We start from the raw sequence: 23357 nt of genomic DNA, 5'->3' as shown, positions 1-23357 counted from the left end.
CCCGAAGGACTCCCATGACCCAACTCATCTGGAACGGTCTCTTCGTCGGATCGTTCTACGCCCTGGTCGCCCTGGGCTACACGATGGTGTACGGCATCATCAGGCTCCTCAACTTCGCCCACGGCGACCTGTACATGCTCGGTGCGTTCGTCGGTTTCGGCGTCCTGAGCGTCGCCGGCGGGCTGGCGACCGGCCTCGGCTTCGTGGCGCTGCTGATCGTCATGATCATCTCGATGCTGGTGACCGGGACGGCCGGCCTGGTGCTCGAGCGGGTCGCCTACCGTCCCCTGCGCGGCGCGCCCCGGCTCTCCGTGCTGATCACCGCGGTGGGCGCCTCGTTCGCGCTCGAGTACGGGATGCGGCTGGTGGCCGGACCCAACCCCGAGGTCTACCCGGTCCGGTTGGCGGGCGACCCGGTCAATCTGCTCGGCGCCCGCATCACCGTCCAGCAGGTCAGTCTCATCCTGATCGCGATCCTGCTGATGGCCGGCCTCCAGTGGCTCGTCATGGGGACCGAGACCGGGCGGGCCATGCGCGCCATCTCCCAGGACCCGACGGCCGCCCTGTACATGGGCATCAACGTCGACGCGGTCATCGCGCGTACCTTCTTCATCGGCTCCGCCCTCGCCGGCGCCGCCGGCGTGATGGCCGGCGGCTACTACGGGAAGATCGACTTCCTGATGGGGTTCATCATCGGGCTCAAGGCGTTCACCGCGGCCGTCATCGGCGGCATCGGCAACATCAAGGGCGCGATGCTCGGCGGCCTGACGCTCGGCCTGCTCGAGTCGATCGGCACCGCCTGGATCGGCGGGCAGTGGCGCGATGTCTTCGCCTTCAGCTTCCTCATCATCTTCCTCACGCTCCGCCCGACCGGCATCCTCGGCGAGCGCGTTACGGAGCGTGTCTGATGACCACCAACCTCGCCACGTCACCCGCCCGCGCCCGTGCGCTCTTCGACCGCATCCAGCAGAACCGCTACCTCGGCCTGGTCGGACTGGCCGTCGCGTTGCTGGCGCCGTTCATCACCGCCACCAACTACGCCCTGTCGGTGATGACCTCCGCGCTGCTGTTCGTGATGCTCGCGGTCGGCCTCAACATCGTCGTCGGCTACTGCGGCCTGCTCGATCTCGGGTACGCCGCGTTCTTCGCCATCGGCGCCTACGTCAGCGGCATCCTCGCCACCAGGTACGGCTGGCCGCTGCTGGCCACCGTGCCCGTCGTCATCGTCGCGGCGGTGGTCGCCGGCATCGTGATCGGTGGGCCCACCCTGCGGCTGCGCAGCGACTACCTGGCGATCGTGACGCTCGGCTTCGGGGAGATCATCCGGGTCACGGCGAACAACCTCACCATCACCGGTGGGCCGTCCGGCATCTACGGGATCCCCGGCATCATGCTGCTCGGGGTCGACCTCAGCGGCCCGGTCGGCCTCTACTACACCTGTGTGGTCGTCGTCGCCCTGGCCGTCCTCGGCGCGGCGCGGCTCGGCCGCAGCCGGCTCGGCCGCGCCTGGCGGTTCATCCGCGAGGACGAGGACGCCGCCGAGGCGATGGGCATCAACACGTACCGGGTGAAACTCGCCGCCTACATCGGCGGCGCCATCTGGGGTGGCCTCGCCGGCATCCTCTTCGGCGCCCAACTGTCCGCCATCTCCCCACCGAGTTTCACCTTCCTGTGGTCGGCCCTCATCCTGATGGCCGTCGTGCTCGGTGGCATGGGCTCCACGCCCGGCGTCGTGCTCGGCGCCATCTTCATCAGCGTGCTGCCCGAGCTTCTCCGGGAGGCCGCCGACTACCGGTACTTCGTCTTCGGCATCCTGCTCATCATCGTGATGATCTTCCGTCGGCAGGGGCTGTGGCCGGCGCGGGCCGTGGAACGGCAGTCCCGGCGCGACCGGCGCAGAGCCGAGGAACATGACGTGCGCAAGGGCAAGGAGGTAGTGCCGTGAGCACGCGGGATTCCGTACCGCTGCTGCGGGTGCAGGATTTGCACCTCGACTTCGGCGGCGTGAAGGCCGTCGACGGGCTGTCCTTCCAGGTCTACGAAGGCGACGTCCTCTCCGTCGTCGGTCCCAACGGTGCCGGCAAGACCAGCGCGTTCAACTGCATCACGGGCTTCTACAAGCCCACCGGCGGCTCCATCACGTTGCACGGCGTGGACATCACCGGCCTGCGGCCCTCCGCGATCGCGGCCCGGGGGATGTCACGTACCTTCCAGAACCTGCGCCTGTTCGGTGAGCTGACGGTGCTGGACAACGTCCGCGCCGGGATGCACCTGCGGCTGCGGCAGAACGGCCTCGACGCGCTACTGCACACGCCCCGGTTCCGGCGATCGGAACGGGAGGCCACCGACGAGGCCAACCGGTGGCTCGACTTCGTGGGCCTGCGCGGCGACCGCGGTGGTCTCGCGCGGAACCTGCCGTACGGCGAGCAGCGCCGTGTCGAGATCGCCCGCGCCCTCGCCCGCGGACCCAAGGTGCTCCTGCTGGACGAGCCCGCCGCCGGCCTCAACTACGGCGAGAAGGGCGAGCTGCTCGACCTGCTGCAGCGCATCAGCGCGCTCGGCATCGCCATCGTGCTCATCGAGCACGACATGGATCTCGTCATGCAGGTCTCGCGCCGCGTCGTCGTACTGAACTTCGGCCGGGAGATCGCCGACGGCACTCCCGAGGAGGTACGCCGCGACCCCGCCGTGATCGAGGCGTACCTCGGCAAGGACGACGACGAGGAGGAGGACACGAACGAGGAGATGATCAGCCATGAGTGACGCCGCCGACCGCTGGGCACTCGAAATCGACGGCCTCGACGTCCACTATGGCCGCGTCCACGCCCTCCGGGGGCTGACCCTGACCGTCGGCGAGGGCGAGATCATCACCCTGCTCGGCAACAACGGCGCCGGCAAGACCAGTACGCTCGCCACCGTCTCCGGGGTGGTGCGATCCACCGGCGGCACCGTGCGCGCGTTCGGCCGGGACATCACCAAGGCCAAGCCGTGGGAGATCGTCGGCGCCGGAATCGTGCACGTGCCGGAGGGACGCCGCATCTTCTCCCGGCTGACCGTCCACGAGAACCTGCAACTCGGCGGCTACCTGGTGAGCGACAAGGCCGTGGTCGGCCGCCGGATCGACGAGGTGTACACCCTGCTGCCGCGGCTCGCCGAGCGGCGCAATCAGCAGGGCGGGAACCTGTCCGGCGGCGAGCAGCAGATGCTCGCCGTCGGCCGCGCGCTGGTCGCGGCACCCAAACTGCTGATGCTGGACGAACCCTCGATGGGGCTCGCACCACTCATGGTGGCGCAGATCATGAACCTGATCCGCCAGATCAACGCCGACGGCACCTCGGTGCTGCTCGTCGAACAGAACGCCCGCGCCGCGCTCAAGATCGCGCACCGCGCGTACGTCGTGGAGAACGGCGTGATCACCCTGCAGGGAGCAGCCCGCGAACTCGCGCGCGACTCCCGCGTGGTCGAGGCGTACCTGGGGGCCTGAGGCGATGCGGGACATTCGTGCCACCGACTACCACACGGCGGGAGAGCCCTTCCGCATCGTCACCGAAGGCGTCCCGGAGATCTCCGGCACCACCGTGTTGCAACGACGCGAACATGCTCAGCGTGATGAACAAGTCGACGCGGTACGGCGGCTTCTGGTCAACGAGCCTCGTGGCCACGCCGACATGTACGGCTGCTTCCTCGTGCCACCGAACGACGAGGGCGCCCACTTCGGAGTGCTGTTCTGGCACAAGGACGGCTACTCGACGGCGTGCGGACACGGCACCATCGCGCTGGGTGTGTGGGCCGTCCGCAGCGGCCTCGTGGACGCCACCCCGTACGGGGACACCGACGTGGTGATCGACGTACCGTCAGGTCGCGTCACAGCCACAGTCACCTGTGTCGCCGGCGAGGTCCGCGAGGTCAGCTTCCGCAACGTGCCCGCATACGTACTGGGCCGGGACATCATCGTGAACACCAGCCGCGGCCCGGTACGCGCGGACGTCAGCTACGGCGGCGGGATCTACGCCTCCGTCGACGCCTCGCTCCTCGGGCTGTCGGTCACCCCGGAGCACTACGGTGAGCTGCTCGCACTCGGCCGTGAAATCAAATGGGAACTCAACGAAACCGAATGGGCCCGGCATCCGAGCGAATCACGGCTCGACGGCGTCTACGGCACGATCCTGTTCGAGGATCTCGGCCGACGGTCCAGCGGCCCCCACCAGCGCAACATCACCGTCTTCGCCGACGGGGAGGTCGACCGGTCACCGTGCGGGTCAGGCACGTCCGCGCGGATCGCGCTGCTAGCATCATCCGGGCAACTCGCCCCTGACCAGGTGCTAACGCACGACTCGGTGATCGGAACACGATTCCTGGGCCGCGTCGTACGGGAGCTGGAAGCAGAGGGCCGCCCGGCCTACGTTTCAGAGGTGCGAGGGATGGCCTATCGCACCGGCGAACACCATTTCGTCCTTGAGGACAACGATCCCGTCGGACTGGGATTCGCGCTGCGATGAAGAGGACAAGGAGTGAGACCGTGACGGACGCCACCGGGCGCCTGGCCCCGGACGCGCTCTCGCTGCCGCAGTTGGGGGGCCGTCCCAACCTTCGACAGGAGATCGCCCACGCCCTGCGTGGCGCGGTCATCACCGGGCAGCTGCGCGCCGGCGTGCTGTACTCCGTGCCGATGCTCGTAGAGCAGTTCGGTGTCTCCGCCACGCCGGTCCGCGAAGCGATGCTCGACCTCGCCAACGAGGAACTGGTCACGATCGTTCGGAACAAGGGCTTCCGGGTCAAGGAGCTCAGCGACCGGGACCTGGACGAGATCACCTCGCTGCGCGCGCTGATCGAGGTGCCCACCGTGGCCGAGATCGCCCGGGCCATCAACGAGCCCACCCGGGCGGCGGTCGAGGAGCTGCGTCCCCTGACGAAGGAGGTCGAGCGCCTCGCCGAAATCGGCGACCTCATCGGCTACGTCGAAGTCGACAGGCGTTTCCACCTGTCGTTGCTCGCCCTCGCCGGTAACCGGCATCTCATCGACGTCGTCGGCAACCTACGGGCCCGCAGCCGGCTGTACGGCCTGCAAGAACTCGCCGAGCGTGGCGAGCTGGGGCGTTCGGCCGCCGAGCACGAGCAGATCGTCGATCTGGTGGTGGCCGGCGATGCGCCGGGCGCGGCAGCGCTGATGCGACGCCACATCGGCCACGTCCGCGGCTCCTGGGCCGGCCACCACGAACCCTGACCGCCGGCACCGGGCGGCCAGGGCGGATGAAGTCGAGCCGGGCAACAGCGTCGCCGCCGTGACCTCGCTAGCCCGCGAGAGTGCGGATGCTGAGGAGAGGGCAGTGCTGACCGCGGCAGCGGAGGGACGGAGGGTGTTGAGCTTCGTTCCGTGCCCGACGGTCCAACTTCGCCCCGAAAGCGATCGCGCCGACAAGCCGCCCGCGTCCATCAGCCAGCGCGAGCGCTGGCTGATGGACGCGTCGCTGCCGGAAACTGCAAATCCCCGAGCGGCGTCTCCCGTGTAGGGACGTGGTGCGATCAGGCAGAGTAGCCGCGAGTTGCGATCCAGTTGGCCATGTCGATCGTGCTCATCCAGTAGGTGTTGGAGCCGTACATGCCGGACGCGTCGGCGACCTTCACGGCACGCCCGTCGTCGCTGTAGCCGACGAGGGTGACGTAGTGGCCGCCGGAGAAGTCGTGCCATACCCCGCTGGCGTCGGTCGCGCCACCGATGACGTTGGCCACCACGGCATGGCCACTGCTGATGGCGTGTACGACGTCAGCCTGCAGTTGGTCCATCTGAGCGGGTGTGGCTTCCTGGCCCGTGATTTCCTTCGTCTGGTACATGTCGGCGCCAATCGCGCCGTTGAGCATGCGGGTCGTGTCGAAGGCGGAATCCGTGCCGTGGATCGTGGTGCCCAGCCCGTCGGCGAGCTCCTCCTGGCTGGCGTCGATGTTGAGAGCGGTCAGGGCGTTGTGCACCGCGGCCGGGCCGCAGTAGTAGAAGTTGATCTGATACTCGAACGAGGTGCCCAGGATCTTCTCCGGCGGGGCCGCCGGAGCCGGATCTCGAGTGGTGGCCGCGGCCGGATCCGGCCCGGCGGTTGTGGCCTTGGCGGCCGCGACATCGGCCACGACCTGCGGACCCGAGGCGGCGAGTGCCGCACTCGGAGCGGAAAGCTCATGCCCGAGAGCGGCCCCCGTGGCGGCCGTCGCGGCGGTTACCAGCGCGGCCGACAGCAGCGCCACCTTGTGGCCGCGGCGCAGAGCGGTAATGCGAACACGTTCCGGAGTCATGATGCTCCCTCGATCGAGTGGATTGGCGGACGTAATGGACCGGATCAGCGGTAGATGCAGCGTGGGGTGGACCGGAACGCATCGCGGTGAGCGCATCGGCCTCGACCGGTGAGGGTGCAGCCGTCAGGGGCCATCAGTCCTGGGAATCAGCCGATGTTCGGTTGGTGGCTCGCATGATCACGATTGAGCGGGCCTGGCCCTGGGCCTCATTGCGTTCATGCCTGACGATCGACCGGCTGTGCGACGGTAACGGGTTCAACTGACCCTCTGCAACCGTGCCCTTATGGCGGCTATAAGTGAATTGAATGACAGGGGTATGGGCCGGCGGCGGCGCGCGTCGGCGCTATCTGGTTTCGAAGGGGCGGAATGGACCGTAGTGTGCGGGCCGGCCCCCATGGCGGGGATGCCACGCGCGACGTGGGGGAAGGGCGCCAGCCACACCGATCGGTCGGCGACTCATCCGGCAGGCCGCTCTAGCTGAGCCGGTCCTGGCCCTCGCCCAGGCCGACGAGGAGCCCACCGCAGCCACACAGTTGCTGAAACAGCTAGCTGTAACGCGTCGGAACTTCGGCGCGCTCCACACTCCTCACCGGTCAGAACCAACCAGCCGGGCGCGGTGTCACTCTGTCCCCAAATAATCGAAATGTGCCCTGAGTAGATCAGGGCCTTCGAGGCATATCGACCGGTTCGCCGGTATATCTAACGCCCTCCCCGGCTTGCAGCCGTTAGAAAATCGCCCTAGGGTTGGCGGCGTCAGTCAACGGAGATCCGTTGCGAAGCCGAAAGGAAGCTGCCATGAGCCGGCTGCCACACCTCGAGCCCGACACCAACGCAGAGCTGTTCGCCGACGTCCAGAAGCAGATGGGCGGAACGCCGAACATGACCAAGGCGATGGCCAACAGCCCGGCCGTCCTCCGGGCCTATCTCGACCTGTCGCGCACTCTGCGTCCCACCCTGAACGCAAAGACCCGCGAGCTCATCGCGCTGGCGATCGCGCAGTCCAACAGCTGCGAGTACTGCCTCTCAGCGCACAGCTACGGCGCGGAGCATGCCCTGCACCTCAGCACCGACGAGATCGCGCAAGCCCGCAAGGGCGGCGCATCCGACGCCAAGACCGACGCCATCCTCACGTTCGCCCTGGCTGTCAACCAGAAGCGTGGCGCCGCAGAGGAGGACGTTGCCGCCGCCCGCGCCGCCGGCCTCACCGACAAGGAGATCGCCGAAGTCGTCGCGCACGTGGCCCTGAACGTGTTCACCAACTTCTTCAACAACACCAATGACACGGACGTCGACTTCCCGCTCGTCACGCCCTGAACCCGGACGCCCCACCTGGCCCCGCTCACGTTCCACGCTCGACGGCCAGGTGCCGGCCGGTCACCAAGCGGCGACGGTTTATCGAGGTCTCGGCCCTGCCCGCAACGCCAGCGGAACTCGTCGTTCGGTCGTGACAGCCAACGCCAAGTGCTGGTGACCGCGACGACGGCCTGGGGCGCTGGCAGCTGCATGCTGCGGGCCGACGGGCCGAACCGGTGGCAATCGTGAGTGCCCCTCGTGCAGTCGACGTACGGGGCAACAGTGGCGCGCCTTGGGACTCACCGATGCAAGCGGAAACCCGCGAGTTCGGTATGGACCCATCGCGAATACAACGCGAACCGCTGTCTGGACTTCTCAGTGTGACCGGGGTCGATGGCCGAGATCTCGGGAGTCCGAGGCTCCTCAGTGGAAGAGCCGCAGCGCTCATTAACGAAGAACAAGTTGCAGTGAAAGGGCAGACAATGGCGGAACGAGACGAGTACGACGTCGTAGTGCTGGGAGCGGGCCCGGTTGGCCAGACAGTTGCCGACCGAGTCCGGGCCGCGGGCCTCACGGTGGCCGTGGTGGAGCGGGAACTGGTCGGGGGCGAATGCTCGTACTGGGGGTGCATTCCCAGCAAGGCGATGCTGCGGCCGGTCGCCGCGCTCGCCGACGTCCGCCGGGTGGACGGTGCCCGGCAGGCCGTGACCGGGCAGCTGGATCCGGCCGGAGTGTTCGAACGGCGGGAGAAATACACGACCGGCTGGAACGACAGCTCTCAGGCGCAGTGGGTCAACGGCATCGGTGCCGATCTGATTCGTGGACACGGACGGCTCGACGGCCCCCGTAGGGTGGCGGTGGAGACGCCGGACAACCGTGTCGTGATGGTCAACGCACGACTGGCCGTCGTCCTGGGCACCGGCAGCCTGGCGGCGTTGCCGGACATCCCCGGTATCGCCGAAGCGCGACCGTGGACGAACCGGCGGGCCACGGACAGCCACACTGTGCCGCGCCGCTTGGCGGTTGTCGGCGGGGGCGCCGTCGGAGTGGAGATGGCCGCAGCCTGGCAGGGCCTGGGCGCCGAAGTCGTGTTGATCAGCCGGACTTCCTCACTTCTGCCCAGGATGGAGCCGTTCGTCGGGGCGAGGGTGAAGCAGGGGCTCGAGAAGGCCGGCATCACGGTGCGTACCGGAGTGTCGGTGACGGAACTGCGCCGGCCCGACCCGGATGGCCCTGTGACCGTGCACATGGATGATGACTCCGAGATGACGTGCGACGAGATCCTGTTTGCGATCGGCCGGCAGCCGCTAACCGAGGACATCGGACTGCAGACGGTTGGCCTGCTCCCTGGAACTTGGTTGGACGTGGATGCGTCTTGCACGGTGCGCGGCGTTGAGGGTGAGTGGCTGTACGCGATCGGGGACATCAACCACCGGGCGTTGCTCACTCATCAAGGGAAGTACCAGGCTCGCATCGTCGGTGACGTAATCGCCGCCCGGGCCGCTAACCGCCCCCTGGACAACACCCCATGGGGCCTGCATCAGACCACCGCCGACGAGTACGCCGTCCCCCAGGTCATCTTCACCGATCCAGAGGCGGGAACCGTCGGGATGACCGCGGAGCAGGCCGAACGCACCGGACGTCGGATTCGGGTGGTGGACGTCGATATGGCTCGGGTGCCAGGGGCATTGCTCTGGGCGGACGGATACGAGGGGCAGGCGCGGGCCATCGTCGATCTGGATGGCGAGTACCTGCTCGGCGTAACCTTCGTCGGACCAGGTGTCGCCGAGCTGCTGCACTCGGCGACGATTGCGGTCGCCGGCCAGGTACCGATTGACCGGCTGTGGCACGCGGTCCCGACGTTCCCCACGATCAGCGAGGTGTGGCTACGACTGCTCGAGGCGTACCGGGGCTGAGTCGAATCGGGCCACCGACCGCAGGCGCTGTCCACGACTAGCTTGGACCCGGCATGCAGCGCAAAACGGGACAACTCCGACGCGCGTGTGCCGAGCGGCTACGGGTGCGCCGAAGCGGAGCCGGCCGCCATCGCCGAGGCCGTCACACCGCACTCGCGGCCGGCTCCGCTCGACCTTGAGAAACAACGGCATCTCGCCCCTATTGCGGCGATCTCTGCGTACCGAAGAAGGGCGACATGCGAACGCTTCTAACGCCGCAAGGCCGAGCTATCGTTAGGTGTATGAAGCGTCGGTCAACTACGGCGGAAGCCGCGACGGCGGACCCGATCGCCACCGCGCCCGGCGCAGAACCGGACGCTGCCCAGGCTCTGCTGCTGCCGAACGAGCCGGCGCCGATTCGCCTGATGAACACCATCTGGGCCGCGCGTACCCGCCGCTATGACGGGCTGACTACGCCCGGTGAGCTGGCCGCCTGGCTTACCGCAGTCAAGCAGCCGGAGGAAAGCGTCGTACCCGACGCTGCCGACCTCCAGCGATTCCGGGCGTTGCGTGACGCGCTGAGGCGGCTCGCAGCCGACCTCACCGGCGACACCCGGCCATACGCCCAGTCGACCGACCTCGACCTCGACGAGGCGGTCGCGATCGTCAACCGCGCCGCCGCCGAGGCGCCGACCTGGTCGCAGCTCGTCCGGCGCGACGGCAACCTCGGACTCGCCCCCGTCGGATCAGCGAGCGTCACGCAGCGCCTGCTCGCGTCGATCGCGCACGAGGCCATCGCGCTGGTCACCGGCCCCGACCGCGACAAGCTGCAATCCTGCTACGCACCCAACTGTTTGTTCTACTTCCTCAAGGATCAGCCGCGCCGTGAGTGGTGCTCTCCGGTGTGTGGCAACCGGGTCCGTGCCGCTCGGCACTATCTGCGCCATCACAGGAACCAGCCCGCCGACTGACGGGGCACAGTTCACGGCAGCTCAGGAGCCGGCGGACCCGGTGGTGATCGGGCAAGGGCCGAGCCCGTGGGTTGACTGGATCCGGCCGGCTGGGCGGCGGGTCCCGGTCGCGCGGATTCAGGCGCATCCGGCGGACCGTGCGATCACGCCGCGCCGAGGCAGCGAGGGCGGCGGCGACCAGTAGCGGGACCAGCCCCGGCCCTCTGCTCCCCCGCATGCGCGGGCCTCTTTTCATGCGGAGGTGCAAGCGGGGCGCCGGGACGTGGTCGTCCCGCACGCGTGGGGTCCTCCCGGGGCCGAGGCTGCCGCCCGCGCCCGCCGCGCAGCGGACCCGGGTGCCGGTGCGGCGGCGCACCGGGGTCGTCGGGAGGCAGGGTGACCCGGATGGTCCTGGCCTCGGCGCCAGCCGGGATCTTGGCCGTGGCCTCCGGCATGGTCGTGATTACCTCGACGCCTGGGGGCAGGTGTGTGTGGTCGGCGCTCACGCATCCTTCGAACAGGGGCTGGCGACAGGAACACAGGAGGGCCTGCCGGTTTGTGACAGCGCTGCGCCGCGAACCTGCCCCAGGGCGGCACCGGGGATTTGCTCGCCCAAGCGGTCACCGAATCGGCCGGTCGACGGTTCACCGTCGGCCTCGACCGGGCGTTTCGTCGAGCGATGATGTCCCGGAGCAGGGGAGCCGCGAGACCATCACCGCATGAGGCGGACCTTGGCCGACACGGTCGGCCGGCGCTACGAGGACTACTTCCACGACCGCACCCCCATGCCGTTCGAGCTCGTCGTCGGCAACGGCGCGACCCACCGCTTCGGGGTCACCGGTACCGTGCCGCCCCGGTTCACTCTGGTCGTCCGCGACCAGGTCGGTTACCGGGCGCTGCGCTCCCTCGACCAGCTCCAGGTCGCCCTGGCGTACCTCGGCGGGCACATCGACGTCGAGGGTGATCTGTCCGCCGCACTGACCATGCGTCGGTTCTTCTCCGACGTGCATCCGGTCGCCTTCCTCAGCCGATGGCTTCCGGCTCTGCTGCACGGGCGGTACGGCCACGATCAGCGGTCGATCTCCCGGCACTACGACGAGGAGTCCGACTTCTTCCTGACCTTCCTCGACACCCGGCACCGCTGCTACACGCAGGGGGTCTTCGAGCGGGACGACGAAGCGCTGGAGGACGCCGTGACCCGCAAACTCGATCTGGCGCTCGACGCCATCGGCGTCGGTCCCGGAGACCGGGTGCTGTCGGCGGCGGCTGGGGAGCGTTCGCCGAGCACGCGGCGCGGCGCGGCGTTGTGGTCACCACCGTCACGCTGGCCGCCGAGTCCGAGCGCTTCCTCACCGACCTCTTCGCCCGGAGGAGCTACCGGTCACCGTGGTAAGGGACCACATCCTGCGGTACCGGGCCGCCGAGCCGTTCGACGCGATCGTGAACATGGGCGTCACCGAGCACCTGCCCGACTACCGGGCCACCCTTCAGGCGTACGCCCGGCTGCTGCGCCCCGGTGGCCGCATCTACCTCAACGCCCTCGCCATGCGTCGCAAACAGCATCTGTCCACGTTCTTCAAGCAGTACATCTACCCGGGAAACTCGGCCCCGCTGGTGCTGCACTCCTACCTGCGACACGTGGCTCGATCGCCGTTCGAGCTGCTCGGCATGGAGGACGACAGGCACAACTACTTCCTGACCTGCCGGGCCTGGGCTCAGCGGCTCGACGCGCGGCGCGACGACATCATCGCGCGCTGGGGCGAGTCGCTCTACCGCCGGTTTCGGATCTTCCTCTGGGGATCGGCCGTCGGGTTCGCCACGGGCCTCGTCCAGGCGTACCGGTGGGTCCTCCGCCGCGGCCCGGCGCGTACGACCCGTCCCGTCGGCGCGTCGGTCGGCGCAGCGGTGTTTCCGCCGCACGGGTAGAGACGCCGTCGGCCGCGACGCTATCGTCGGGGGATGCCGGTGCCGTCGCGGCGGGTGGTCAGCGCGGAACGCGTCGTGCAGGGCGGATGCGCCTTCTTCCTCCGCCACGCCACCGTCGACATGGACGCGCTCGCCGGCAGTCTCGCGGTCAGTCGGGCCACGCTCTACCGGGTCGTGCACAGCCGCGACCGGCTGCTCGGCGACGTACTCTGGCGCCTCGCGGATCGGCTGCTCGCCCAGGCTCGGGCCGACACCGTCGCCACCGGCGTCGACGGGGTGCTCGAGACCACCCGTCGGTTCGCCGTCGCCGTGCGGCAGGCGCAGCCGTTCCGGGCCTTCCTGCGCGCCGAGCCGGTCACGGCCGCGCGGGTACTGTTCACCCCGGCCGGCGGTGTGCACGTCCGGGTCGTCGAGGCGCAGAAGACCATCCTTGCCGCCGCGGCCGCCGATCCCGCCTGGTCGCCCGCCGACCTCGACGGCGCCGCTTTCCTCTACGTACGGATCGTCGAGTCGATGCTGTACGCGGAGCTGATCAGGGGGCGGCGGGCCGACCCGATCACCGCGGAACGTGCCGCCCGCGCCGTGCTCGAAGCCTGCTGAACGGCCGCTGCGACTGCCGTCTCAGGTTGCCGCCAGTCGATTCCCACTCCATCGACGGCCGCTTATGGTACGGCCAGGAAGCCCGTTGTGAAGGAGTCTCCGGCATGACACGTCCACGGCGCGTTGCCGCCCTCGCTGTCGGCCTGGTCACCAGCATGGTCGCCACACTTCTCGTCTCGGCACCCGTGCACGCCTCGGCGACCGGTGACCGTGAGCCGATCGCCCGCGCCGCGGTCCACGGCCCGATACCGGGAACGGTGCCGGGCGACCCGCTCGCCGAGCGGCTGGCCGACACCTACCCCTTCTTCTCGACGCCGGACGACCTGGCGGCCAAGGGCTATGTCGAGGAGGAGTTCTATCTCTCCGGCGTGGCCGACGGCTGGGACACCGTCGGCAACCGGGTCGCCACCGATGTGCCGTACGAGACCCGGCTCATCGTGCGTCGGCCGGCCGACCCGCGCCGGTTCAGCGGCGTCGCGCTGGTCGAGTGGCAGAACGTCACGGCCGGGTACGACCTCGACGCGCTGTGGAACGCCGAGTCCACCATCCGGGCCGGCGACGCCTGGATCGGTGTCTCCGCCCAGCGGGTCGGCGTCGACCAGCTCCGCGGCTGGAGCCCGACCCGGTACGGCCGGCTCGACATCACCGGCGGGGGCCGGTACGTCGCCGACGAACTCTCGTACGACATCTTCGCCCAGGCCGGAAAGGCCATCGCCGACCCGCGCGGCGTCTCGCCGCTGGGCCGGCTGCGGGCCCGCACCGTCCTGGCCATCGGCGCCTCGCAGTCGGCCGGCCGGATGACCGTCTACTACGACCGGGTCCTGCCGCAGGTGCGGCCGGTGTTCGAGGGGTACGCCTTCGTCGTGGGCTCCGCGCCGACCCGGGTCGGCGACGAACCCGTGTTCCAGGTGCTGTCCGAGACCGACGTGCGGACACCCGTCCGACCCGCCGACACCGATCGGTTCCGCCGGTGGGAGGTGGCCGGTGCGGCGCACAGCGGCTACAACGGCCAGGTCTACCGGGCACCCATGCAGGAACGCGACCTGGGCGCCGCGCCGGTGTACACCTGCGCCCAGCCGCCGTTCAGCCGGGTGCCGATGCACCACGTCACCGCCGCCGCGTACGCCTACCTCGTGCGCTGGGTCGAACGGGGAACCCCGCCGCCGACCGCGCCGCCGCTGGTGTTCAACCCCGACGGCACGAAGGCCCGTGACGCCCACGGCCTGGCCCGCGGCGGGATCCGGCTGTCGCAGGTCGCCGTCCCCACCGCGTTGAACACCGGCGACAACGCCGGCGAGTCGTTCTGCGTGCTGTTCGGCACCTACCAACCGTTCGACGAGGCCACCCTGGACGATCTCTACCCGACGCACGCCGGCTACGTCGCCCGCGTGGTGGCCACCGATGTCCGCAACATCGTCGCCGGCTACCTCCAGCCGGCCGACGCCGCAGAGAACCTCCGCGAGGCACTCCGATCCGGCCCGGCGTGAGCAACCGACCCGGCCGTGAGCCCGCGCTCACGGCCGGGTCGCTCTCCGAAGTCGATGGCGTGAGCGCAGTTGCTCGGCATGCGTGATCGCAATCCGAGCCAGGCATGGTTCACCGCCCACTGTAGGCGATCCGGTACGTCTTTCATCTCCGCCTCGATGACGTCCAGCACGCCCGCGAGGTCGACGCCCCTGGCTTCTCCGCCACGCGTTCGGTGGTCAGCGCCCAGCCGGCACTCGCGACCACCGGACCCGGATCGGCGAACCAGGCCACGCGCAGCTCCTCGGAGTGCGGACTCCTCTTCACCACATAGTTCACGAGCCAGTCGTGCACCTTGGGCGCGCGCCTCGCGCAACATCACGTCGAACTCGGCACACTCGAACGCTCTCGGGCGGCAGATCAGGATCGCCAGCAGTGTCACGGTCTCCCAGAGTTGCCGCGCGAGTTCCTGCCGCGTCTTCAGCCGCTTCGAGGTGGTCTGGCTCACATCAGCCTCTTGTCCAGTCACCGCCCGTATCGCCCGGCGCTTCGGCCTGAGCGAGAAGACCGCCCGCAACCAGCTCTCCGCGGTGTTCGCCAAGCTCCGGGTCTCCGACCGCGTCCGGGCAGCCCTCCTCGCCCGCGACGCCGGCTTCCGGTAGGCCGCCGAGTGGGAATCCGCCGGTGGCCTAGAATTCGGCGCGACGGCAGGTCTGATCGGGGCGGACGGTGGACGACGACGCGCTCGCCGCCTCGCTGGCGGCACACCTGGCCCGGCTCACGTTCGTGGACCGGTCGACCGACGAGGTCACCGCGCTGCTCGTCGACGCCGTCGCCGGCTGGGGCGAGGCCCAGGGCTTCCGGGTCTACCGGCGCGCCGCGAGTGTCGTCCCGCTGCCCGCCCCCTACCAGGACCGGCACTCGGTCGTGGACGTCGCCTGCGCGCGCACCGGCGCTCGTCCCGTCGTGATCGAGGTGGACCGCACCGACCGCCGCCGTACGGTGGAGAAGCTGCTCGCCGAGTGCGACGCCGGCCGGGTCGCGCTCTGGGTGCGCTGGGGTCCCGGCCCCTTCGCCACGCCGCCCCCGCCGATCCGCCTCGTCGCCTGCGAGGTGGCGGTGCGCCACCACCGGCACTCGCGACTGCCGCCCCGCCCCGCGCCGCAGCACTCCGCGCCGGCCGGCGCCCCGGCCGAGCCGGTCGAGCTGCCACTTCCCGATTGAGCCGACGTCCCCGCTGGGTGACCGGTTTCGCCGCGTGGGGTTCGGGGCACCTCGGTCGCGTGAGCCCGGCGACCCGGTCGGCGGCGCGCCCGCCGGACGGGCGCCGTGAACGCTCCGCACCGACGAACCGGAGGCAGGCGATGCCGGCAGGATCGAGCCCCAAGAGGGAACGGCAGTACGAGCACATCAAGGCGAGCGCGAAGAAGCGTGGCGAGTCGCCCGATCGAGCCGAGGAGATCTCCGCCCGTACGGTCGACAAGGAGCGGGCGCGCTCCGGCGAGGCCCACACAGCGAGCCGCTCCTCGAGTAAGGACGTGTCGTCCGGGCACCGGGGCGGTAAGCGCTCGCACTGCGGCGCCCAGGGGCGGACGAAGGAACAGCTCTACAACGAGGCGAAGAAGCTCGGCGTCAAGGGCCACTCGTCGATGTCCAAGGCGAGGGGTCCGAACTTCTGCTTGAGAAAATCCACCTGGCTGCGCTATGCCGACGATGAGCAGGTGGAGAATGCCTTCACGTTCCTCAACCGAAACGCCGGTCTTGAGGTAATTGGTATTACAGAAAAGTTGTTGCCGGCTTTCACCAGCTGGTCCGCTGACCATCAACATTGACCGATCGGTCCCAGAGCTCATAGGTTAGATGGGGATGACCGCACATTTGTAAGATTCAGGTTGGCCCGCCGCTAACGGTGGGCCCGGCTGAGGGGATTCGCGACGATCAACGCCTGACCGGTGTGCCCTGTATCACAATCTGATGGCTGTAGTATTCGAGGCCGAACGTAGTCGGGGGTGACCGTGACAACCGGTTCGGCGACGGCCCGGCCGATGAGCTTCAGCACGGTGGGGCTCCCGGGCGCACAGAGGATCGCGTTGTGGGAGGACCACAGCTCGCAGGCGATGTTCGGCCTGCGGTGTCATACGCTGGGCGAGATGCCGTTCGACGCGTCCGCGCTCAACCTTCAGCTCGAGCAGATGCATCTGGCCCGCGTCCGCTGCAACCCGCACGTCGTCGAACGTCCGGCCGAAGTCATCCGCAAGGATCCAGCGGACACGGTCGCGGTCCACCTGACGCTCGTGGGGGAGGCGTTCTTTTACCACAACGACGGCGTGCTCACCCTGCGACCTGGACAGGTCCTGATCTGCGACGCAGATCGTCCCTTCATGCGCGGCTTCTCGCGTGATCTGGAGGAATTCGCGATCGCGGTACCGCGGCCACTGTTCCGGGATCTGACCGGCCTCGGCTCGCTCAGCACCCCGTTGGTGCGCGATTTCAACAGAGGGGATGTGGCGGCCCGGACTCTCGCGAGGCTGATCGACCGCGCCCTGCGTCCCGAGGGAGGCGAACCCCTCGACGAACGAATCGCGCTCGACCTGCTCGCGAGCATGACGGGCAGCCGTCCGATCGACCTCGGCACGGTCCATCTGGCCAACGCGCGCACCTTCATCGAGGATCACCTAACCGACAGTGGCTTGACCGCTGCCCGGATCGCCGCCGGCATCGGTATCAGCGAGCGCCATCTCTCCCGGGCGTTCGCCGCCACCGGCACCACTGTTCCGCAGTTCGTGTTGGCGCGTCGGCTGGAACGGGCCCGTGCGCTGCTCGCGTCCTCGCCACAGATTCCAGTCGGTGAGGCCGCGGCACGCTGCGGCTTCGGCTCGGCTACCCACTTCGCACAGGCATTCCGGGCGCGCTTCGGTATGCGCGCCACGGACCTGCGCCAGCAGGCCCGGGCGCGCCGGCTCGGCTAGGCAGTGTTTCGAAGTCGGGTGCGGCGTGTCGGTGGATCGGTAGAGAGCGAGGTCTCCAGTAGAGGTTCATCGACCGAGAAGAACCTGAATACCGGAGACCTCGGTGGCCACCATAGCGGTGATGAGGCGGCACGATCTGACCGACGGCCAGTGGAGGGTGTTGGAATCGCTGCTGCCTGCGGGTAAGCGGCCGGGCCGACCGTCGCAGTGGATCAAGCGGCAGCTGATTGACGGCATCCGGTGGCGGTGTACGTCGGTGCCCGCATCAGGACATCGAGCTGCCCGGCGGGGCGCCGAGCCCGGCGACCGCGCCTTTGGCCGGTCGCGTGGCGGGTGGGGCACCAAGCCACACCTTGCGCCTGTGAGCAGGGTGGCTACCGCTGTCGATGCTGCTGACCGCCGGGCATGGCGGTGACAGCCCGCAGTTCGCCGCGGTGCTGGCTGACATCCGGGTGCCCTGTCTCTCGGTGTCGGCCGTCCCCGCGTGCGACCCGACCGCGTGATCGCCGACCGGGCCTACGCCTCCCGCGCCAACCGGACCTACTTGCGCCGCCGTGGCATCAGGGCTTGCGTCCCGAGCAAGGTCGACCAGGACGCCCACTGGCGGGCCAACGGGCTCCGCCGGCCGCCGACCACCTGCCTTCGACCACGCGATCAACGAATGGCTACACGCACTTCTAGTCACTGCCTAGTTCTCTGAATTCCGCCACACCTTCGTATTTCCGCCGTGTTACCGCCTTCGCACTTGCCGAGGTGGAGGAGCATCGCGACACACTGTTCGCGCACGTGGCCCGAGCCACAAGTCGATGCAGTGGAAGGGGCTGACTGATGGTGGAGCTCAACGACGGGATGGCCGAGACGCAGCTCCCCCGGGGACCGATGGTGACGACCGATGTCGTGGTCGTCGGCTCCGGCCCCGCAGGGGCAGGAGCGGCGCTGTTTTTGTCCACGCTGGGGATTCCGAACATCATGATCACGAAGTACCAGTGGACAGCGAACACGCCGCGGGCGCACATCACTAACCAGCGCACGATGGAGATCTTCCGGGATGTGGGCATCGAGGATCAGGTGCTCGCCGACGCCACTGCTCACGATTTGATGGGCGATACCGTCTTCTGCACCTCGATCGCCGGCGAGGAAATCGGACGGATCCTCACCTGGGGTACGCATCCCGCCCGACGGGCGGACTACCAACTCGCGTCACCGTGCCTGCCGGTCGACATTCCCCAGACCTATCTGGAGCCGATCCTGGTGCGTAACGCCGCAGCGCGTGGTACTCAGGCCCGGTTCTCCACTGAGTACCTGGGGCACCGGCAAGACGCCGATGGCGTCGACGTCGAGGTTCGAGACCGCCTTACCGGCGAGGAGTACACGATCCGGGCCAAGTACCTCATTGGTGCCGACGGCGCCCGCTCCAAGGTCGCCGCAGACCTCGACCTTCCGATGGAGGGTGCGATGGACATCGCCGGCTCGATGAACATCACCTTCAAGGCCGACATCTCGGCGTACTCCAGGCATCGACCGTCGGTGCTCTACTGGGTGATCCAGCCCGGCTCGAACGTCGGCGGGATCGGGGCCGGGCTGGTGCGCATGGTCCGGCCGTGGAACGAGTGGCTCATCGTGTGGGGCTATGACATCAGCCAACCTCCACCGGCCGTCGACGAGGCCGCCGCCGTCCAGATCGTGCGTAACCTGCTTGGGCTGCCGGACATAGAGGTGGAAATCACCGGCACGTCGTTGTGGGGCAACAACGAGATGTACGCGACGCATCTGCAGGCGGGGCGGGTGTTCTGTACTGGGGATGCGATACACCGCCACCCACCGAGCAACGGACTGGGTTCGAACACCTCGATCCAGGACTCCTACAACCTCGCCTGGAAGCTGGCCGCCGTCCTGCGTGGGCAGGCCGCGCCTGCACTGCTGGAGACCTACTCGGCGGAACGGGCGCCGGTGGCTAAGCAGATTGTTCAGCGCGCGAACAAGTCCAGCCGGGAGTTTGTCCAGTTCTTCGAGGTACTCGGCCTGATGGACGCCAAGGACGAGGCCGAGATGGCCGAGCGCATCGAGGAGCGCAAAGCCAACACCCCCGAGGGGGCGGCCAAGCGGGCCGCGCTGGTGTCGGCCATGGAGCTGAAGAATTACGAGTTCAACGCCCACGGTGTCGAGCTGGGGCAGTTCTACGACTCCGACGCGGTGATCTCCGACGGCACTCGGCGGCCGGAACCCGCGCGGGATCCGGAGCTGTACTACGAGACATCCACGGTCCCGGGATCCCGACTGCCGCACGTCTGGGTGGGCGACGCCCAGCACAAGGTCTCCACGCTCGACTTGGCGCCGATGACCCGGTTCACGCTGTTGACCGGCATCGCAGGGGAGCCGTGGGTGGCCGCTGCCGAGAAGGTCGGCCAGGAACTCGGTGTGCCGCTGGAAGCCGTGGTGATCGGCCCCGGGCGTCAGGTGACCGACCTGTACTACGACTGGGCGCGGGTGCGGGAGGTCGACGAGGACGGTGCCCTTCTGGTGCGCCCGGACAAGCACATCGGCTGGCGGTCGATCCGGATGTCCGCCGATCCGGAACGGGTGCTGCATGAGGCGATGTCCGCGATCCTCGGCCGCCGTGGTGGCGCATGAGAGTCACCTTCACCCATGAGGCGCTGCCGCAGCGGGTGGTGTTCGCGTCGTACCAGGCCGCGGGTCACGTGGCCGACGAGGTTGCTCGGCTCGGCGCCGCCCGCCCGATGGTGATCGCCGCAGAGGCCGACGGTTCGCTGGCCGACCTGATGGTGGCCGCCGCGCCGGCCGCGGTGCGCCATACCGAGGTGGTGATGCATGTGCCCATCGACGTTGCCGAGCGGGCCCGCAGGGCAGCCGAGCAGCACGACGTCGACATCCTCATCAGTGTCGGCGGCGGCTCTACCACCGGCCTCGCCAAAGCAGTGGCGCTGACCACCGGGTTGCCCATCGTCGCCGTTCCGACCACGTACGCGGGCTCGGAGGCCACCAATGTCTGGGGGCTGACCGAGGGCGGCCGCAAGATCACCGGAGTCGACGCCCGCGTGCTGCCGCAGTCCGTCGTCTACGACGCCAGCCTGATGCTGTCCCTGCCGGTGCCGCTGAGTGTGGCCTCCGGGCTGAACGCGCTGGCGCACTGCGTCGACTCGATGTGGGCGCCACGGGCTGACCCGATCGACCAGGCGCTCGCGATCGAGGGCATCCGTGCCCTTCGTCAGGGACTGCCCGAGGTCGTGCGTGATCCCCAGGGCATCGACGGGCGCGAGCAGACGCTGTACGGGGCCTACCTGGCCGCAGTGGCGTTCGCCTCGGCCGGCTCCGGGCTGCACCACAAGATCTGTCACGTGCTAGGCGGGATGTACAACCTTCCGCACGCGCAGACCCACGCCGTGGTGCTGCCGTACGTCCTTGCGTTCAACGCGCCGTCAGTCCCCGACACCGAGCAGCGGATAGCGGCGGCCTTCGGCGAGACGTCCGCCCTGCACGGGCTGCAGCGCCTGCGGGAGCAGGTGGGAGCACCTCGCGCCCTACGGGACTACGGGCTGCGCGAAACCGACATCCCGGCTGCCGTCGACGCTGTCCTAGCGGCCGTGCCGCCGAACAACCCGACGCCGGTCAACAGGGAAAACCTTGAGGGCCTGCTACGACGAGCCTGGGACGGAAGAGAGACTCGATGAGCATCGAGCAGCAGAACCGCGAGTCACAGCTTGTCGAACGCGTGGTCGCGTCGTTCGACAACACGCCGGAGCCACGGCTCATGGAGCTGATACAGGCGCTGACCCGGCACCTGCACGCCTTCGTGCGGGAGGTGCGGCTGACCGAGCAGGAATGGCAGCGTGCCATCGAGTTTCTCACCGCTACCGGGCACATAACCGACGACCGGCGGCAGGAGTTCATCCTGCTCTCCGACGTCCTGGGCGTCTCGATGCAAACGATCACCGTCAACAACGAGGCATACCGCAACGCCACCGAGGCGACGGTGTTTGGTCCGTTCTTCGTCGAAGGCTCGCCGGAGATCGAACTCGGCGGTGACATCGCGGCCGGGGCATCCGGGAGACCGTGCTGGGTGGAGGGCACGGTCACCGACACGCACGGCAAACCGGTGCCGCATGCACGGATCGAGGTCTGGGAGGCCGACGAGGACGGCCTCTACGACGTCCAGTACGGCGACGACAGAGTCGCCGCCCGTGGCCACCTGTACAGCGACGCGGACGGAAGCTACCGCTTCTGGGGGATCGCCCCGACGCCGTACGCGATCCCGGACGACGGCCCGGTCGGCCAGCTGCTGACCGCCACCGGCCGGTCCCCCATGCGGGCGGCGCACCTGCACTTCATGGTCCAGGCGGAGGGATTCAGGACCCTCGTGACACACATCTTCGTTCGTGGGGATGAGGTGCTGGACCGCGACAGCGTCTTCGGCGTACGGGACTCGCTGGTCATGGACTTCGAGCCCCAGCCTGCGGGCACCCCCACCCCGGATGGTCGCGAGCTGGGAGACGACACCTGGTCACGGGTGTGGTTCGACATCGTTCTTGCCCCCGCGGCCGCAATCGGCGAGGAGGGCTGACGGATTCTCGCCGACGTCTACCTGTACGACGCCGTACGAACCCCCGTCGGGAAGTACGGCGGTGCGCTGGCCGGTGTGCGTCCGGACGACCTGGCGCCGCACGTGCTGCGGACGCTGGTCGAACGGGCGCCCGCGCTAGAACCGGACCGCGTCGACGAGATCGTGTTGGGCAACGCCAACGGCGCCGGGGAGGACAACCGCAAAGTCGCCGGATGGCCGGCCTGCCGGCCGGACTGCCAACCTCGGTGCCGGCCACGACCGTGAACTGGTTGTGCGGCTCCAGTCTGGACGCCGCCATCGTTGCCTCCCGGCAGATCGCCCTCGGCGAATCGGACGTGGTGCTGGCCGGGGGTGTGGAGTCAATGAGCCGGGTGCCCTGGGTGCTACCCAAGCCGGACAAGGCGTATCCGGCCGGCGACGCGGCACTGGTGTCCACCACCCTGGGCTGGCGGCTGGCGAACCCGCGGATGAACCCGGAACGGACGGGTCTCGACTCGTCGATCCTCATCAACCAGTCGGAAGCGTTGGCCAGACTGGACAGCGGTGTCCGGCTCGAGGACTTCGCTGACCTGTGCGGTCATGCTGGCGCGATCATCGCGGAGAGGGCTTCGTGACCCGTCGGTCGGCGGTCTACCTCCCGGCGCGGTCAGCCTGGGGTGACAGCGTGCCAGCCCTTCCGCAACGCGTCGTCCATGAGCTCCTCGATTCCCGCTTGGCATCCACTTCTCCCACGCCGCGTCGACGGCGAGGCCTGAGAGGGTGCCGACACCAAGTCCGACCAGGCCTCCGGTGATGGCACCCGGCACATTGCCTGCGGCACCGCCGAGAGCCGTGCCGACGACGGCGACGGTTGCCGTGCCTGCGGTCGTACTCAAGGCCCCGGAAACGATCGCCTGGCTGGGTGACTTGCCCTCCTTGATGTCGTAGATGAAGTTGCCGATGGCGATCGGCACGCCGACGAACGGGATCCTTCCTCCAAAACGGTGAGCACGTGGAGCCACTGCTTCGCGCCCTCGCCACCGTCGCGGGCCCAGATCCCCAAGGATGTCCCGGTGCCGGTGGACGGTGACCGCCATGACGTAGACCGGCCGGTTCGCGACCTGCCCGTCCCTCGCTTGTCGGGTGACAGCCGGTCCGCCGACGGGATGCGCTCGGCCTTCGGCGAGTCCAATAAGGGCGCCGGCATATTAGCCGTGAGTGGCGCTCACGATAGCGCAACGTCGACGAATGTGACCGTCACCAAGTCGGCCACCCGGTAACATCGTGCGAGAGCCAGGATCGGGCTTCGTGATTACGGGCGGGATAGCCCTTTGCCAACCACTCGGGCATGAACGCCTATCTGAGGTTTGCTGGTCGTACCGAAGTCATCGGGACGACTACTACCGGCGGGTCCTGCGTG

Annotated in this window: 20 protein-coding genes and 2 pseudogenes; 20 read left to right on the top strand and 2 right to left on the bottom strand. The window is 68.7% G+C overall.

Annotated features, from left to right (window positions below):
* Positions 1–14: 14 nt before the first annotated feature.
* From AB0F98_RS26265 to AB0F98_RS26240, 6 genes are read left to right on the top strand one after another with little or no spacing between them, the layout of a single operon-like run.
* Positions 15–908 (top strand): branched-chain amino acid ABC transporter permease, encoded by an 894-nt coding sequence (locus AB0F98_RS26265; protein ID WP_357740345.1) that lies wholly within the window; start codon positions 15–17, stop codon positions 906–908.
* A complete protein-coding gene (locus AB0F98_RS26260) occupies positions 908–1945 on the top strand; it encodes a branched-chain amino acid ABC transporter permease (RefSeq protein WP_357740342.1) in 1038 nt (345 codons plus the stop codon). The genes AB0F98_RS26265 and AB0F98_RS26260 overlap by 1 nt, the downstream gene beginning before the upstream one ends.
* On the top strand, positions 1942–2763 hold the full coding sequence (locus tag AB0F98_RS26255) for an ABC transporter ATP-binding protein (RefSeq protein ID WP_357740339.1): 822 nt from the start codon (positions 1942–1944) through the stop codon (positions 2761–2763). Before AB0F98_RS26260 ends, AB0F98_RS26255 begins: the two co-directional genes overlap by 4 nt.
* Positions 2756–3484 (top strand): ABC transporter ATP-binding protein, encoded by a 729-nt coding sequence (locus AB0F98_RS26250; RefSeq protein ID WP_357740336.1) that lies wholly within the window; start codon positions 2756–2758, stop codon positions 3482–3484. The genes AB0F98_RS26255 and AB0F98_RS26250 overlap by 8 nt, the downstream gene beginning before the upstream one ends.
* 4 nt (positions 3485–3488) lie before the next feature.
* Positions 3489–4499: a proline racemase family protein gene (locus tag AB0F98_RS26245; protein WP_357740333.1), complete on the top strand. Its 1011-nt coding sequence runs from the start codon at positions 3489–3491 to the stop codon at positions 4497–4499.
* A 20-nt stretch (positions 4500–4519) separates the two neighbouring features.
* Complete coding sequence (locus tag AB0F98_RS26240; RefSeq protein WP_357740330.1) at positions 4520–5224, top strand: GntR family transcriptional regulator; 705 nt, start codon at positions 4520–4522, stop codon at positions 5222–5224.
* Between the two features lie 299 nt (positions 5225–5523).
* On the opposite strand, the gene AB0F98_RS26235 is transcribed toward AB0F98_RS26240, so the two are convergent.
* Entirely contained in the window at positions 5524–6282 is a 759-nt protein-coding gene (locus AB0F98_RS26235) for a C39 family peptidase (RefSeq protein WP_357740511.1), read from the bottom strand.
* A gap of 795 nt (positions 6283–7077) precedes the next feature.
* On the opposite strand from AB0F98_RS26235, the gene AB0F98_RS26230 reads away from it, so the two are divergent.
* The 3 genes from AB0F98_RS26230 to AB0F98_RS26220 all read left to right on the top strand — a co-directional run bounded on the left by AB0F98_RS26230 (position 7078) and on the right by AB0F98_RS26220 (position 10441).
* Positions 7078–7596, top strand: a complete 519-nt coding sequence (locus tag AB0F98_RS26230; RefSeq protein WP_357740327.1) for a carboxymuconolactone decarboxylase family protein — start codon at positions 7078–7080, stop codon at positions 7594–7596.
* Positions 7597–7955: 359 nt separating this feature from the next.
* Positions 7956–9491 (top strand): NAD(P)/FAD-dependent oxidoreductase, encoded by a 1536-nt coding sequence (locus tag AB0F98_RS26225; protein ID WP_357740324.1) that lies wholly within the window; start codon positions 7956–7958, stop codon positions 9489–9491.
* A gap of 281 nt (positions 9492–9772) precedes the next feature.
* Complete coding sequence (locus AB0F98_RS26220; protein WP_357740322.1) at positions 9773–10441, top strand: CGNR zinc finger domain-containing protein; 669 nt, start codon at positions 9773–9775, stop codon at positions 10439–10441.
* Between the two features lie 623 nt (positions 10442–11064).
* Here the strand turns inward: AB0F98_RS26220 and AB0F98_RS26215 are convergent.
* Positions 11065–11559 carry a hypothetical protein gene (locus AB0F98_RS26215; protein ID WP_357740319.1) on the bottom strand — a complete coding sequence of 165 codons (495 nt, stop codon included), beginning with the start codon at positions 11557–11559 and terminating at the stop codon, positions 11065–11067.
* On the opposite strand from AB0F98_RS26215, the pseudogene AB0F98_RS26210 reads away from it, so the two are divergent.
* The 11 genes and pseudogenes from AB0F98_RS26210 to AB0F98_RS26160 all read left to right on the top strand — a co-directional run.
* Positions 11500–11628: pseudogene (locus AB0F98_RS26210) on the top strand (SAM-dependent methyltransferase); the annotation flags it as partial. The gene AB0F98_RS26215 and the pseudogene AB0F98_RS26210 sit on opposite strands and share 60 nt — an antisense overlap.
* Positions 11629–11806: 178 nt before the next feature.
* Entirely contained in the window at positions 11807–12346 is a 540-nt protein-coding gene (locus AB0F98_RS26205; RefSeq protein ID WP_357740316.1) for a class I SAM-dependent methyltransferase, read from the top strand.
* 33 nt (positions 12347–12379) lie between these two features.
* A complete protein-coding gene (locus AB0F98_RS26200) occupies positions 12380–12946 on the top strand; it encodes a QsdR family transcriptional regulator (protein ID WP_357740313.1) in 567 nt (188 codons plus the stop codon).
* Positions 12947–13050: 104 nt separating this feature from the next.
* Positions 13051–14433 carry an alpha/beta hydrolase domain-containing protein gene (locus AB0F98_RS26195; RefSeq protein ID WP_357740508.1) on the top strand — a complete coding sequence of 461 codons (1383 nt, stop codon included), beginning with the start codon at positions 13051–13053 and terminating at the stop codon, positions 14431–14433.
* Between the two features lie 706 nt (positions 14434–15139).
* Positions 15140–15634 (top strand): hypothetical protein, encoded by a 495-nt coding sequence (locus AB0F98_RS26190; RefSeq protein WP_355148022.1) that lies wholly within the window; start codon positions 15140–15142, stop codon positions 15632–15634.
* A gap of 17 nt (positions 15635–15651) precedes the next feature.
* Positions 15652–16242: a hypothetical protein gene (locus tag AB0F98_RS26185; RefSeq protein WP_357740310.1), complete on the top strand. Its 591-nt coding sequence runs from the start codon at positions 15652–15654 to the stop codon at positions 16240–16242.
* 177 nt (positions 16243–16419) lie between these two features.
* Entirely contained in the window at positions 16420–17379 is a 960-nt protein-coding gene (locus tag AB0F98_RS26180; RefSeq protein WP_357740307.1) for an AraC family transcriptional regulator, read from the top strand.
* Positions 17380–18207: 828 nt separating this feature from the next.
* A complete protein-coding gene (locus AB0F98_RS26175; RefSeq protein ID WP_357740305.1) occupies positions 18208–20010 on the top strand; it encodes an FAD-dependent monooxygenase in 1803 nt (600 codons plus the stop codon).
* Positions 20007–21068, top strand: a complete 1062-nt coding sequence (locus tag AB0F98_RS26170) for a maleylacetate reductase (protein WP_357740302.1) — start codon at positions 20007–20009, stop codon at positions 21066–21068. Before AB0F98_RS26175 ends, AB0F98_RS26170 begins: the two co-directional genes overlap by 4 nt.
* On the top strand, positions 21065–21958 hold the full coding sequence (locus AB0F98_RS26165) for a dioxygenase (protein WP_357740299.1): 894 nt from the start codon (positions 21065–21067) through the stop codon (positions 21956–21958). Before AB0F98_RS26170 ends, AB0F98_RS26165 begins: the two co-directional genes overlap by 4 nt.
* 3 nt (positions 21959–21961) lie before the next feature.
* Positions 21962–22455: pseudogene (locus AB0F98_RS26160) on the top strand (beta-ketoacyl synthase N-terminal-like domain-containing protein); the annotation flags it as partial.
* Positions 22456–23357: the final 902 nt, after the last annotated feature.

Origin of the sequence: Micromonospora sp. NPDC023737 (assembly GCF_040639715.1) — a bacterium.
Lineage (GTDB): Bacteria > Actinomycetota > Actinomycetes > Mycobacteriales > Micromonosporaceae > Micromonospora.
Note: the sequence above shows the minus strand (reverse complement) of the source record. Positions and strands in the feature narration are given on the sequence as shown.